Origin of the sequence: Streptomyces sp. NPDC090445 (genome assembly GCF_044769385.1) — a bacterium.
Lineage (GTDB): Bacteria > Actinomycetota > Actinomycetes > Streptomycetales > Streptomycetaceae > Streptomyces.
In genome coordinates, this window is record NZ_JBIVXV010000038.1 from 14,105 (window position 1) to 28,025 (window position 13,921).

The following is a 13,921-nucleotide window of genomic DNA, read 5'->3' on the forward strand; positions in this document are numbered from 1 at the left end:
GGCCGACGACGGACCCCGCGGTCACGGACCAGCGCAGCGTGCCTGGCCCGCGCCCCCGCCCAAGCCCGCACCGAGCGCCCGGGAGACAGCCGTCACCAAGGCCCTCGCCGAGGCCAGGAGCAGCGGAAAGCGGGTGGCGATCGCCGAGCTGACGACCGCGGACCGGCAGACCTTCGCCAACCCGAGCGGCACGCTCAGCACCGACACGAGCGCCGTACCGGAGCGCGTCAAGGGCCAGGACGGGAAGTGGCGCACGCTCGACGCGACGCTGCACGCCGCCGCGGACGGCACCGTCGTCCCCACCGCGGTTTCCTCGAAGCTCAGTTTCTCCGGCGGCGGTTCAGGCGCCATGGCCGCGATGACGACCGCCGACGGCAAGAAGGTGGCGTTCAAGGCCCCGTTCGCGCTGCCCAAGCCCACCCTCATCGGTGACAGCGCCCTCTACCGGAACGTGCTTCCGGACGTGGACCTGCGGCTGACTGCCGACCGGCAGGGCGGCTGGAGCCAGGTCCTGATCGTGCGCACGGCGCAGGCCGCCGCCAACCCGGCCGTACGGAAGCTCCGGCTCGACGTCGAGGCCGACGGGCTGGCCGTCAGCAGCGACCCCGCGGGCAACCTGGAGGTCAAAGACACCAGCGGGCGGACCCGCTTCACCAGCCCGACGTCCTTCATGTGGGACTCCGCCGGCGCCGCGTCGGGCCCGGCCGCCGCCGGCTCCGCCCAGCGCCTGAGCAAGTCGGCCGGCGCCGACGCCCCGCAGGCCCCGCGCGCCTCCGAAGAACCGCCCGCCCCGTCCAGCGCGGACGGCCCGGGCACGGGCGCGACCGTGAAGCCCGTCCGGACGACCGCCGACGCCAAGGGCATCGACCTGGTCCCCGACGCGGAGCTGTTGAGCAAGGGCACCGGCCCCTGGTACATCGACCCGGGGTGGAACCCCACGATCGACAACGGCAACCAGGCATGGGCCCAGGTCCAGGAGGCCTACCCGGACACGAACGAGTTCAACGGCACCGAGCACGGGCAGGACAAGCCGGCCACCGGCTACTGCGGCTACAACGTCGGCAATCCGCCCTGCACGGGCATCGGCCGTACGCGTGCCTACTTCCAGATCGGCGTGGACTCCCGCCTCTACAACACCGAGGTCATCGGCGCGACGTTCTCCGCGACCGTGATCTCCTCCTCAAGCCCCAACACAGCCACGCCGATGGGCCTGTACTCCACCAGCGCCATCGGCAACCCGACGAGCTGGAACCGGCAGCCCTGCGGCACCCGCTCCACGATGCAGGGCTGCAACAAGGTCGGCCAGACCAACATGTCGGGCACCGGCCAGATCGACTTCAACGTCACGGACCTGGTGAAGAGCGCCGTCCGGTACCAGTGGCCCACGATCACCGTCGGCCTCGCGCCGGACGACGAGTACAACAAGTACTACCGGCAGCGCTACGAGAACACCCCGCACATCACCGTCGAGTACGACATCACGCCCACCGTGTGGTGGCCCCGCACCCGGCCCACTCCCGGCTTCGCGAGCACGGCCTCGTACGCCGACTGCCGCACTCCCGGCACCGCGAACCCCTGGGACAACCCGGGATGGGTCGGCGCCAACAACAACATCACCCTCACCACCTCCACGTACTCGGCCACCAAACGCCAGCTGTGGACCGCCTTCGTGTACTGGGACGACGACGACAACGGCAAGACGTACGCCGCCGAGACCGGCTGGAACAGCGACTACGGCGACGTCACCGTCGACGTCGGCCCGCTGGTCGACGGCCACCAGTACGGCTGGGCGGCCCGCACCACGGACGGCACGCTGACCAGCGCCGACACGGAGTGGTGCTTCCTCCGCGTCGACCGCACCCCGCCGACCGCAGCCGTTGCCTCCAGCGACTTCCCCGCCTCGGGCACCATCGACGCGCACCCCAAGCGCGTGGGCGAGGAAGGCACCTTCACCATCGGCGGCACCGACCCCGCCCCGCCCGGCGGCGGCCGCAGCTCGGGCCTGGCCTGCGCCCGCTGGACGACCGACCCCGTGAAGGCAGCGGCCGTCAACTGGAAGTGCACCGACACCGACACGGGCATCGCCAAGCTCACCGACGGCAAGGCGACCATCAAGCTCACCCCGCAGCAGTGGGGCACGAACTTCCTCTACTTCCAGACGCAGGACAACGCGGGCAATCTGTCGCAGCCCGTCGCCTACAGCTTCTACGTCCCGTCCAACCCGAACAGCCCGGCACCCGTCTTCGGTGACGTCACGGGCGACCGGAAGGCCGACATCCTGCTGCCCGACAGCTCGGGCGCACTGCGCGTGATCGGGTCCGACGCCGACCCTGCCACAGCACCCAAGGCCGGCATAGAATCTGCGCCCGGCGGGAACGGCTGGAGCGCCGTTCAGTTCAGCCACCGCGGCAGTCCTGGCTGGGCCCTCGTCGACGACCTGTTCGCCCATGCGCCGGCGAGCCCGATGCTCTCCTTGTACCGCAACGACGGCGTCGAAGGCCGCTTCGACAGCCAGGACATCGTCCCCGTGACGAAGCCGACCGGCTGTGCCACGGCCGCAAACGCGCCGATCGATTGCTCGGCCCACGGCTACGGCCTGGATTGGTCCAAAGTCACCCAGATCGCCGCTCTCGGTTCCGTCACAGGGGACTCCGACGCCAAGCCGAACGCCCTGCCCCGCACCTCTCTGCTCTTCGTGGAAAAGGGCAGGCTGTGGTTGGCCTTGGCAGGATCCGGCAACCAGCTGGACGCCCGCGCGATCCTCCTCTCCGCGAATGACACCCGCTGGGACGGCTACGACCTGATCACTCCCGGCCGCGCCCAGGGAACGGATTTCCCCACGCTGTGGGCGCGGTCCAAGGCTGACGGCACACTGCACGCCTTCTCCGTCAAGGGCACCAAGCAGGCGCCCGACCTCACCGGGTTCACCGACCCGGCCGCCGGCCCGATCTCCGGCAAGGTCGATCCGAAGACCTACCCGAGGGTCGGCTCCGACGGGGATCTGAACGGGGACGGCATCCCGGACCTGTGGGCCGTTGACACCAACCAGCAGCTCGTCGCCTTCAACGGCACGGGCACCGCGCCCAACGGCACTACCGTCCCCCACCCGACCGTCACCGGCATCGACCCGGCCACCGTCGCCCTGGGCAGTCTCAACCCTCCCACCGGCCGGTGGGCGCTTACCGGCCAGAACGGCGCCACCACCCCTGACGCGGTCGGCACGAACCACGCAACAGCAGCAGGCAATGTCAAGATCGCCGCGGCCGAGCACATAGGCGGCCGTTCCACGCCCTACACGGCCTTCGACGGCAAGCAGGCGCCCGCGACGCTCACCTCCGCCCGACCGGCTGTCGACACGCGCCAGAGCTTCACCCTCAGCACCTGGGCCAAGGCCGACGCCGGCGGCGGTGTCATCGCGAGCCAGGACGGCAACCGTGCCAGCAGCTTCATCCTCTACCCCGACCGCAGTTCCGCCCGCTGGCTGTTCGCCCTGGCCTCGGCCGACGACAGCGGCTGGCCGTTCGACTACACCGACACCACCACCGACGCGGCCCGCTTCACGCCCGACGTCTGGACCCAGCTGACCGCCGTCTACGACGCCGGCACCGGCCGCATGAGCCTCTACGTCAACGGTGTACTCGCGGCCAGCGGCATCCACCGGGCCGCCGCGAGCCCGGCGCCGAGCGGACCGCTCGTACTGGGCCGGTTCAAGGCGGACGGAGCCGCCCACGATCACCTCAAGCAGGGAGGCATCAGCAACTTCACCGTCTATCCGTACGCTGCCGCCCCCACCGCACCGGGCGCCACCGGCCCGATCTCCCTGACGGCGTCGGCCGGCAACTGTGTCGACAACGACTTCGACCGGGCCGAGGACGGCAACAGGATCCAGATCGCCGCCTGCAACGGCACCGGCGCCCAGAAGTTCCAGATCCGGGGCGACGGGACCATCCGGACCCAGGGCATGTGCCTCAACGCGGCCAACGCGGGCATCGCGAACACCACGCTCATCGAACTCCGGACCTGCGACAGCGGCGCACCGAGCCAGCGGTTCCTGCCGCGGGCGGACGGCAGCATCCACCACCCCGCCTCCGGGCGCTGCCTGGACCTGGGCAACTTCGACACCACGCCCGGCAAGCAGCTGTGGCTGTTCGACTGCAACCGCAGTCCCGCCCAGCGGTGGACCATGCCCACCCTGAGCACGGCCCCACTGCCCGTCCCGGTCCCCGTCTCTTAAGCGCATCCGCGCGTACCAGGGGCTGCTCCCTCGCACATCGCGAGGGAGCAGCCCCTGCGCGTAGGTTGTGGGCGTTTTCGTGGCGTGGAAGAGCGATCGCCTGTGGGCTGTGGGCTGTGGGCGGGGAGGATTCGGGTATGGGGACGGACATATACGGGTTCATCGAGTGCCGGTGGGACCGGTGGCTGGACGAGGACGACCGCTCCTGGCACTCGGCGGTCGACCTCGCGCACCTCTACAACGGCCGCTCGTACGCGGCCTTCGGGTGCCTCTTCGGGGTCCGCAGCGGTGACTTCCCGCCGCTTGCCGCGGGTCGGGGGTTGCCCTCCGACGCGTCCGCGGAGGTACGGGCCGATTACGCGGACTGGGGTGGTGCGCACAGCGCGTCCTGGATCACGTGGGCCGAAATCGCTGCGGCCGACTGGGAGGAGGCCGCGTCCGAGGTCGACGCGTGCGTGCACGAGTACCGGCGGCGTGCGGACGGGGCCTGGGAGTTCCACGGCCGCAACACGGGCCTGGACCGGTTCGCCGAGCTGGCCGGGCCTTCCGGCCCACACGACCTGTACCGGGCCGGCCTGCGCTGGCCGGAAGGCACCGAGTGGCGTGACGGGGAGCGCCTCCTCCGTATCGGCCGACTGCGGCGGAAGCATGTCGTGGACGACAGCGACTGGGGGCCTGTCTGGGCGGTCATGCGCACCCTTGCCGGGGTGCACGGGGAAGCGGGCGTTCGGTTGGTCGTTTGGTTCGGCGGTTGACGCTTGGGTGATCGATTAGGGTGCCGGGGCGGCTCGCGGGCCGTCGGTCGTCGGTCGTGTGGGAGGAAAGGGGCTTCGGGTGGCGGAGATATCGGGGGCGGACGGAACCGCCGAGCGGGGGCCGACGGGCGACGGGGGCGGTGGGGGGTCGTCGTCGTTCTCCTCCTCGTCTCCCTTCCCCATTGCCGCTCCTGCCGACTCCCCCTACCCGCCTGCGCAGGCTTGGGCCGCGCCGCCGCAGCAGTGGGCCGACGGGCACCAGTGGGCCGACGGGCAGCAGTGGGTCGGGGGGTACGGGGGCGGGACGGTGCCCAAGGTGGTTGCGGCGCCGGCCGGGTCCCGGTACCACGAGCAGGCGCGCAACGGGCGGCAGGGCTGGTGGCACCGGCTCGGTGAGCTGCTCGTGGTGGTCGCGATGCTGACCGTCGGGATGGTCGTGGTGACCGGTGTCGGGTTGGTGGTCGCCACCGCCCTCGGAGCGGAGCCTGCCCCCGACGACGGCGACGTGCTGATCGCGGACCCGCTGGTGGACACCGCGCTCGGGCTGCTCGTGCTGGCGATCGGCATACCCGTGGTGATGCTGGCGGTGCGCTGGTGCGGTTCCCGCCCGGCTGGGACGCTGGCTTCGGTGGCCGGCCGGGTGCGGTGGAGGTGGCTCGGGCTGTGCGCCGCCGTCGCCTTCCCCTTCATGGCCGTGCAGATGGGCGTGCTGATGCTGTGGGAATGGCTCGCGGAGGGCGACTCGGTCTTCGAGGGGGACGCCCCGGAGCCGGGGAAGCTGCTGCTCGGCCTGGCGCTCTTCGTGGTGTTGGTCCCGTTCCAGGCGGGCGCGGAGGAGTTCGTGTTCCGGGGCTGGCTCCCGCAGTTCTTCGGCGGGTTCCTGCGCTCTCCGTGGGCGGGGGTGGCCGTCGCCTCGGTGCTGTTCGCCCTCGCGCACGGGTTCGGGGGCTGGAGCGGCTTCTTTCTGCTGCTCTACTCGTCGCTGTGGTGGGGGTGGCTGGTGGCCCGCACGGGCGGGCTGGAGGCCGTGATCGCCATGCACACCGCCAACAACGTGTTCTCGTTCGGGCTCGCCCTCGCCTTCGGGCAGCTGGCGGATGCGGGTACCGCCGCGGACGCGCCCTGGCAGGCGCTGGTCGTGGAGCTGGTGTGCGCGCCGGTGTACTGCCTGGTGGTGGCCCGGCTGGCCGGTGCCCGAGGTCTCGCCTCGGTTTCGGGGCCGGATGCCGTAGCGGTGCCGGCGCCGGTGCCGGCGGCGGGCCCGGGGACGGTCTGAGAGGCGTACGGGCTGCCGCGCGGCGGTGGCCGGATCGCGCCACGCGGTGGTCACGGAGCGTCAGAGATCTTCTACGGTGTCGCGGGCACGTCCGACCGCGTCAAAGGAGATCCGTGTGGAGCGCACCCGTACCGAGCTGAGGATCCGTGCCGTCCTCGCCGCGATGGGCGTCGGGGTCGTCCTCGCCGCCGCGCCGGCCGCCACCGCCCAGGCCGCCACCGGCACCGGCCCCGTTTCCGGCCCCGTTTCCGGCCCCGTTTCCGGTTCCGGTTCTGTTTCCGGCTCTGCTGCTGTCGTCGCGGCTCCGCCGGCCGCGTGCACCGGGGAGTTCGAGGGCGACAAGCGGCTCGGGCCGCAGTACCTGCCGAAGCGGTGGCAGCAGCCGGTCGGGCCGCTGCTCAAGCACTACCAGCGGACCGGGAAGCTGACGTCTGCCGAGTTCCTGAAGAAGTACTGGGAGGGCCCGGCCGACGCGGGCGGCTGGAAGTACCCGCCGAACGACGGCTTCGCCGAGGTCAACGGCACCGTGGACAAGGCCCCCGAGCTGCTGGAGCCCGGCGAGCGCCTGGACCGCTTCGGCTCCGAGTACGGCTCGTACCTCGCCCCGGCCGGGGACCCGTACGCGAAGCGCGCCCTGCCCCCGCAGAACCTCAACACGCGGGACGCGGCCTTCCCCTGCGACTACCACGTGTACGAGGTGGCCAAGCCGTTCACGGTGTGGGAGGGGGCCATCGCCCCCTGGTTCGAGCAGCCGGGCGGCGGCAGGCAGATCAAGCTGGATCCGGCCTTTCTGGACCCGGGTGAGGGGCAGCGGCTGAACGTCAGGTGGCTGCTCGACCACGGCTACCTGGTGCCGGCGGCGTCGTGAGCGAACGCCGACGGCTCGAACGGGCGCTCCGGGAGGCCGGGGTGCCTGCCGGGTACTACTGGATCGAGGGCGTGCACGAGCCGGCGCCGACACCGCCCGACTTCCTGTTCCTGCGGGCGCGGCCCGAGGGCGGCTGGGAGACGGGTGTGTACGAGCGCGGCGTCTTCGAGCCGGTCGCCGCGCATGCCACAGAGGGCGAAGCGTGCGCGCACCTGCGGCGCCTCCTCCTGCCCGGCGGCTGAGCACCCCCGGCCCGCCCACCGCGCCGCACCGCACCGCACCGCGCCGCGCCGCACCGCACCGCGCCGCACCGGGTCGCTCGCCCGCTCGCTCCCGAGCGTCGAACCGGTGCGGCTGCCGTTGCCGCGGCCGCTACGCCGTCTGGTGCGGCGTCGCTTCGGTGGTGAGTGCCGAGGCGACCAGAGAGGCCACGGCCTCCTCGCGTCCCTGGAGGTAGAAGTGCCCGCCGGGGAACACGCGGGAGGCGAAGTGCGCGGTGGTGAGGTCCGCCCAGGTGGGCAGGGCGCCGACCGGGCAGCCGGCGTCCTGGTCGCCGCCGAGCGCGGTGACCGGGACGGGCACGGCGACGGGCGGCTCCGCCGGCCGGTACCCGGTCAGCAGGGTGAAGTCCGCGCGCAGGGAGGGCAGCAGCAGTTCCCGCAGTTCGGGGATGGCGTAGGGGTCCTGGTCGGCGGCGAGGTCGACGGCGTTCTGCCGGCGGGTGTAGGCGATCAGCGATGCGTCGTCGAGGGCGGGCAGGTCCTTGCGGGCGCGGTGGGGCGCCCCGGACCCGGAGACGAACAGGTGGACCGGCAGGGACGCGGGCGCGCGCCGCGCCAGCCGGACCACGGTCTCGTACGCGGCCAGCGATCCCATGCTGTGTCCGAAGACGGCGGTGGGGAGCGGGGGGAGCGCGGCGAGGGCGGTGCTGACCGCGTCGGCCAGTTCCGCCATCGACTCGGTGCAGGGCTCGGCCAGCCGGTCCTGGCGGCCCGGGTACTGCACGGCCAGCAGCTCGGTGTCAGGGGGGAGGTGGCGGGCCCAGCCCTGGTAGGCGGTGGCGGCGCCGCCCGCGTGCGGGAGGCAGAGGATGCGGGCGCGGGCCGGGTGCGCCGCGCCGGCGGTGCCACTGCTCCTACTGCTACTGCTACTGCTGCCGGTGGTGGTGAATCGCTTCAGCCAGCGCTGTGTGCCGCCTGTCGTCATCCCAGTTCACCGCGCTCGACGCAGAACTCGTTGCCTTCCGGGTCGGCGAGCACGAGCCAACCGCCGCCGTCCGGACGGGTCCGGTCGGCGATCACCCGCGCCCCGAGGGCGCGGACCCGCTGCACCTCCTCGTCCCGGGTGCGGCCCTCCGGCTGCAGGTCGAGGTGGATGCGGTTCTTGGCGGTCTTGCCCTCCGGGACGCGCACGAACAGCAGCGTGGGGCCGCCGGCCGGGTCCTTGATGATCGCTTCCGGGTCGCCCGGCTTGTCGTCGTCGGCCAGCGGCCGGCCCAGTACGCGGCTCCAGAACAGCCCGAGGTCGTACGGGTCGCCGGTGCAGTCGAAGGTGATCGTGCGGATGCTCGGGTACATGGCCGTTCTGATTCTCCCTGTGCGGACGGATGGTGACGGTCCGGCAGATCGCCGCTCCACCACACAGCATGCGCTGACCGCTGCCCTGCCCCGGGGTCGGGGTCGGCACGGGCTGCCGATCAGCGGTCGTCCCCCGGACCGCGAGCCATACGGGCCGGGTGTGTGGTGCGGGGTACGGGTGCGGGTGCGGGTTGGGGTGGTGGTTACAGGGGGTCTCCGAGGGGGCCCAGGGTGGGTTCCAGGGTGGTGGCCCAGTGGGCGGCGAAGTCGGGCCGGGTGCCGTCGGCGTCGGTGAAGCCGTACTCCCCGTACAGGGACCAGGTCGCCAGCGCACGCCCGGACTTGGCCATGACGGCCGGGTCGGCGGCGAGGGCGGCGACCGCGCGGCCCAGGTAGGCGGGGCTCTCGGAGTGCGCGAAGTTCGGGTCCTTCGCGACGGCCTCGCGCCAGGTGTCCTCGGTGACGCCGAAGTGGTCCAGCATGGCCTCCGAGCGCAGGAAGCCCGGGGTGAGGGCGACGGCGGCGACGCCGTGCTCGCGCAGTTCGGCGGCCTGCGCGAAGGCGAGGCGGATCACCGCCGACTTGGCCAGGTCGTAGAAGAAGGAGCCGCGGTAGCGGGCGGTGTTGCCGTCGGTGACCTCGACGACCAGGCCGCTCCCCCGCGCGACCATCAGCGGGAGCGTGAACCGGCTGGTGATCACATGGGTCTCCACTGCCTGGCGCAGCAGCCGCAGGCCGGTGTCGAGGTCCTGCTCCCACAGCGGGTGGTCCCAGTCGGTGAGCGGGTCGCCTCCCCAGACGCAGTTGACGAGCACGTCGAGCCGTCCGGACTGCTCGGCGTCGATCCGGGCGACGAGCGCACGGACCTCGTCGGGGCTGCTGTGGTCCACGCGGACCGGGATGCCGAGGCCGCCTGCGGCGGTGACGCGCTCGGCGGTCGCCTCTACGGTCTCCGGGCGGTCCAGCTCAGAGCGCCCGGCATCGCCGCGGCTGCTGCGCCCCGTGACGTACACCGTCGCTCCGGCGGCGCCGAGCTCGACGGCGATGCCGCGCCCACCGCCGCGGGTGCCGCCCGCGACGAGGGCCACCTTGCCGCGGAGCGGTGCGGTGGCGGTCGTGGTCGCGGTCGTCGTCATCGCCGCGGTGTTGTCGTCTTGCGTCGTCGTCATTCATGCCTCCGGGGGATTGCGGTGGGCGGACAGTACGGCGGCGAGCTCGCGGCGCAGCCGGACCGCGAGGGCGTCCCGGCGGTCGAGGGCCCAGACCAGGCCGGTGCCGGCGGTGACGGCCTGGACGGTGTCGGCGAGGGCGCCGGTGTCCGTACCGGGCCGGAGTTCGCCCTCGGCCAGGGCCTCGGCGAGCAGGGCTTCGACGGCACGCCGCTGGGCCTCGTGGACGACGAGGGCATGGCGACGGAGCTCCGGGTCCGTCAGGTCGGTGCACAGGAAGGCCAGGTGGTGGGCGAAGGACTCGGGGGTGGCCGGCTGGTCCGTCAGGTCGACCACCAGCGTCTCAAGGGCGTCGAGCGCTGTTCCGTGCGCCTGCCGTACGCGTGCGGGCAGGGCGTCCGCGTCGCGCGCGGACTGCTCGGCGAGCGCGAGCAGCAGGCCGCGTTTGGAGCCGAAGCGCTGGACGAGGGTGCCCGCGACCAGCCCGACCTCGTCCGCCACGGCGGCCAGGGTGAACCCGACGGGTCCGGTCCGGCCCATGACCTCGGCGGCTGCGCGGAGGATCACCGCGTCCTCGACCCCGCGGGGACGTGCCATGCCGGCTGCCTCCTGCCCTCTCCATTAATAAATGCCTGTTCATTTATTAAACGGGATACGGAGGCTGTCGGCAACTCCGAGCCGTCGCACGCCCCTCCCCGGCCCCTCCCCCGGCCGGCGGACCGGGCGGTGGACCGGCCTGCGGACCGGGCGGTGGCTCAGCGGCGGGTGGCGCGGCGGATGACGGCTACGGCGAGGGCTATCACGGCGAGGGCCGAGACCACCGCGACGATCTTGGTTGCGGGGTCCATCATTCCGATCATCGTCGTTCGCTCCTTGGAGGGTCGGCGTCTTCGGTGTCTTCGGGCCGGTAGCTGAGCAGGTCGCCGGGCTGGCATTCGAGGACCCTGCAGAGCTGGGTGAGGGTGGTGAAGCGGACGGCCTTCGCGCGGCCGTTCTTGAGGATGGAGAGGTTGACGTTGGTGACGCCGACGCGGGCCGCGAGCTCGGTCAGCGTCATGCCGCGCTCGGCGAGGATCCGGTCGAGGTGGACGTGGATGCAGTGCTGCTCCTCCGGCTCATCGCGCTCACCTCGCTCGCCTCGCTCACCTCGCTTGCCTCGCATCAGATGACCGTTTCGAGGTCTTCGCGCATTGCCGCGCCCGCACGGGTGATCCGGGCGAAAACCAGCAGCCCGAGCCCGGTGAGGAGCAGCAGGTAGGGCGGGGTGAGCGTATACAGGACGGCACCGGCGGAGAAGGCGACGTGCGTGGTGAGGGTGGACAGCAGGGCGGTGCGGGCGGCGGCCTCGACGAGGCAGGCGACCACGCCGCCGGCGAGCACCCAGAGGGCGAGCGTACGCAGTCCGGCGGCGGTGCGGCGGGCGTGGATGCCGTCCCGGGCGGCCGACCGCAGCAGCCGGTCGAGGAGGGCGAGTCCACCGAGGAGCAGGACGAACGAGGGCACCTCGGCCAGGATGTGCAGGGTCCGCTGTCCGGCGCTCGGGTCCTGCGCACAGTACCGGGCGACGGCGTCGAGGCGCGCCCCGTCCCGGGCACCGAGAGCAGCGTCGGCAGAGCCGACGGAGCTGTCGGAGCTGACGGAGTTGGTCGAGATCCAGTCGGCGGTGGCGCAGACGCCGGTGCCCATGGCGCCCGGGCCGCCCCAGAGCGGGACCGAGCCGTTCAGGGCGCTCAGCGCGAAGCCGGCGAGGAGGAGGCCGGCCAGCAGGCGCAGCGTCATGGAGACAACGGTGGAGAGCGGTTCCAGCAGCTTCTTGTCCTCGGGCACGGGAGCAGCCACCTCCATATCGTTTATCGATGTTATCGAAAAACGATACAGGCGGGCGCCCGCCACGGGAACCCCCCGCCCTTGCCCTCGCCGTCCTCGTCCTCCCGCCCCGTCCGGAAAGACGACCGTCGGCCCGCCCCCGCGCGCAGTGGCGCGGGACCGGGCCGACGGCGAGGGCGGCGGGCCCCTGTGCCGGACCCGCTGCCGGATCGGATCGGGCGTCAGACGCGCTTGAGGTAGCCGCCCTTGAAGCCGTCCTGGTCGGCCCAGACGCGGTGGCGGCAGGACCAGGCGCCGAAGCCCACGAACTTGCCGGTCCAGACCGTCTCGGAGTGGGCGTTGTTGCCCGGGTTGGCAGAGATCCAGTTCTTGATCGGCGAGTTGTCGAAGGTGGTGGCCGGGACGAAGTTGGTGTGGCCCGCCCAGCCGCTGATGACCTTGGTGACACGGTTGCCACTGGTCCGGTAGTTCACTCCGAGCTTCACGGTGGTGACCTTGATGCCGAAGATGGTGTCCGAGACGCTGTGCCAGGCGCTGCGGTCGCGGGTGGCCGCGAACGTGGTCGGCGTCGGCTCGGTGGCGGCCTCGGCGTTGGAGTTCTCCTCCTCCTTGCTGATGACGATGTCGCCGTCGGCCAGGACGCGCTGCTTCTCCGTGGTGCTGGAGGCGACGTCCATGAACGCCTTGAAGTGCTCCGGCTTGTTCAGGTAGCCCAGGAACTTCTCCTGCTTGTCCTTGGGCAGCGCCTTGAACTGGGCGATCGTCTCGGCGGAGCCGGCTCCGCCCTTCTGCTGGAGCCAGGAGACGTACGCGCCCGGGCTGCTCGGGACCGGGGCCTCCGCCGCCACCGCCTGGCCGGGCATGCCCGCGAGAGCCATGGCACCGACAGCCGTCGCGGCCATACCGACAAAGCTCCGCCGAGTGATGTTGCGCATGAAGAAACTTCCCCCAGATTTGATTCCTGATACCCCTGCACGGAAATGGCAGGAGCGGGACAGGGGAGGCGAGTCCGGGAAGAGTGATATTTTCCACCCCCGGCTTACCGCCCCCTTGAGTCGGCCACCGTGGTCAGCGGCGGCTTCGGAAGAAACTTCCACACAGGCCGAGAGCCCCGGGCAAGAAATAAAAAGATCTCTGAGGTTTCTCTGAGCATCCGGATCCGCATACGACCCCAAGTCCTTTATTTCGGACAGATGGGAAGCAGGCGGGAGCCTAACCGGATCCCTCAACACCACTTGTGCGCACAGGTCAAAGCGGGCTTGCAGTACGTCTTCACCCGCACAGCCGCCGAACGGACGACACCGGGCCACGGATTCCCATTACCGGACAGAAGCGGCGTCGCGGGACGACACCGGGCACGCATCACCTGATGGCCACAAAGCCCGCCACAAAGCCACCGCAAATCCCACCGACTTTCCCCCGAAAAACTCGCAGCCAAATCCAGCTGTGATTCCGCGACATCACGGCAGGGTTTCCACCCCCAAGGACGATGGGAGGGAGATTTTCACCTGGCAGGGTCGGCGCGCGTGCGGAATTCCGTGCCTCCGGCGACGGGGCGGGGGGGCCGGTCTCGGGGCCCGGAAGAAACTTTCGCCGGGCTGTCACATCCCCGTGCCGCGATCCGTCAGTGCAGTGAAGGCAACGGACAACCCTCCGAAGGGAACACCACGATGACCGCCCAGCAGAACCCCACGCCGACCCCCATGCCGGCCCCCACGCCGAACGCCGTCCGCAAGAGCAACGGCTCGCGCCTGCCCAACCCCGCGCGGCTCGTCCCCGAGCTCGGCCCCGTCTCGGGGGCGCTGTTCAAGGCCACCGGCAACGGCTCGGTGCCCAAGACCACCATCGACCTCATGCAGCTCCGCGCCGGCCAGATCGTCGGCAACACGTACCTGACCGTCATGCACACCGACAGCCTCCGCAAGGACGGCGTCTCCGAGGAACGGATCACCGCCGTGGCCTCCTGGCAGGACGCCCCCTGCCTCACCGGGGCCGAGGCCGCCGCCCTGGCCCTGGTCGAGGCAGTCCTCCAGCCCTCCCCGCACGGCGAGCGCGTCTCCGACGAGCTCTATGCCCGAGTGGCCGAGCACTACGACGACACGGCCCTCGCCACACTCGCCATCGCGATCGGCCAGGTCAACTTCTTCATCCCGCTCGCCGTCATCGGCAAGCCGCTGCCGGGCGTGAAGCCGTCCGAGCAGTGGACCTGACGTGC

The 13,921-nt window shown here is 71.6% G+C and carries 13 protein-coding genes; 6 read left to right on the forward strand and 7 right to left on the reverse strand.

Annotation, left to right across the window (positions count from 1 at the left end; translation table 11 throughout):
* Positions 1-133: 133 nt before the first annotated feature.
* The 5 genes from ACIQUT_RS36415 (at position 134) to ACIQUT_RS36435 (ending at position 7,375) form a co-directional block, all read left to right on the forward strand.
* Complete coding sequence (locus ACIQUT_RS36415; protein ID WP_403569515.1) at positions 134-4,234, forward strand: ricin-type beta-trefoil lectin domain protein; 4,101 nt, start codon at positions 134-136, stop codon at positions 4,232-4,234.
* A gap of 137 nt (positions 4,235-4,371) precedes the next feature.
* Positions 4,372-4,989 carry a hypothetical protein gene (locus tag ACIQUT_RS36420; protein ID WP_403569516.1) on the forward strand — a complete coding sequence of 206 codons (618 nt, stop codon included), beginning with the start codon at positions 4,372-4,374 and terminating at the stop codon, positions 4,987-4,989.
* A 79-nt stretch (positions 4,990-5,068) separates the two neighbouring features.
* Positions 5,069-6,265: a lysostaphin resistance A-like protein gene (locus ACIQUT_RS36425; RefSeq protein WP_403569518.1), complete on the forward strand. Its 1,197-nt coding sequence runs from the start codon at positions 5,069-5,071 to the stop codon at positions 6,263-6,265.
* Between the two features lie 115 nt (positions 6,266-6,380).
* On the forward strand, positions 6,381-7,133 hold the full coding sequence (locus ACIQUT_RS36430) for a TNT domain-containing protein (protein ID WP_403569520.1): 753 nt from the start codon (positions 6,381-6,383) through the stop codon (positions 7,131-7,133).
* Positions 7,130-7,375 (forward strand): hypothetical protein, encoded by a 246-nt coding sequence (locus ACIQUT_RS36435; protein ID WP_403569522.1) that lies wholly within the window; start codon positions 7,130-7,132, stop codon positions 7,373-7,375. The genes ACIQUT_RS36430 and ACIQUT_RS36435 overlap by 4 nt, the downstream gene beginning before the upstream one ends.
* Positions 7,376-7,505: 130 nt before the next feature.
* On the opposite strand, the gene ACIQUT_RS36440 is transcribed toward ACIQUT_RS36435, so the two are convergent.
* The 7 genes from ACIQUT_RS36440 to ACIQUT_RS36470 all read right to left on the reverse strand — a co-directional run bounded on the left by ACIQUT_RS36440 (position 7,506) and on the right by ACIQUT_RS36470 (position 12,641).
* Positions 7,506-8,339, reverse strand: a complete 834-nt coding sequence (locus ACIQUT_RS36440) for a thioesterase II family protein (protein ID WP_403569524.1) — start codon at positions 8,337-8,339, stop codon at positions 7,506-7,508.
* A complete protein-coding gene (locus ACIQUT_RS36445; protein ID WP_403569525.1) occupies positions 8,336-8,710 on the reverse strand; it encodes a VOC family protein in 375 nt (124 codons plus the stop codon). The genes ACIQUT_RS36440 and ACIQUT_RS36445 overlap by 4 nt, the downstream gene beginning before the upstream one ends.
* 203 nt (positions 8,711-8,913) lie before the next feature.
* Complete coding sequence (locus ACIQUT_RS36450) at positions 8,914-9,846, reverse strand: SDR family oxidoreductase (RefSeq protein WP_403569577.1); 933 nt, start codon at positions 9,844-9,846, stop codon at positions 8,914-8,916.
* A 33-nt stretch (positions 9,847-9,879) separates the two neighbouring features.
* On the reverse strand, positions 9,880-10,476 hold the full coding sequence (locus ACIQUT_RS36455; RefSeq protein ID WP_403569527.1) for a helix-turn-helix domain-containing protein: 597 nt from the start codon (positions 10,474-10,476) through the stop codon (positions 9,880-9,882).
* Positions 10,477-10,735: 259 nt separating this feature from the next.
* Positions 10,736-11,041: a helix-turn-helix domain-containing protein gene (locus ACIQUT_RS36460; RefSeq protein ID WP_403569529.1), complete on the reverse strand. Its 306-nt coding sequence runs from the start codon at positions 11,039-11,041 to the stop codon at positions 10,736-10,738.
* Positions 11,041-11,718, reverse strand: coding sequence for a DUF2975 domain-containing protein (locus ACIQUT_RS36465; protein WP_403569530.1), 678 nt, complete (start codon positions 11,716-11,718; stop codon positions 11,041-11,043). Before ACIQUT_RS36465 ends, ACIQUT_RS36460 begins: the two co-directional genes overlap by 1 nt.
* 209 nt (positions 11,719-11,927) lie before the next feature.
* Entirely contained in the window at positions 11,928-12,641 is a 714-nt protein-coding gene (locus ACIQUT_RS36470; RefSeq protein WP_403569532.1) for a twin-arginine translocation signal domain-containing protein, read from the reverse strand.
* 768 nt (positions 12,642-13,409) lie between these two features.
* Between ACIQUT_RS36470 and ACIQUT_RS36475 the strand changes: the two genes are divergently transcribed.
* Positions 13,410-13,916 (forward strand): carboxymuconolactone decarboxylase family protein, encoded by a 507-nt coding sequence (locus ACIQUT_RS36475; RefSeq protein WP_403569578.1) that lies wholly within the window; start codon positions 13,410-13,412, stop codon positions 13,914-13,916.
* Positions 13,917-13,921 lie beyond the last annotated feature (5 nt).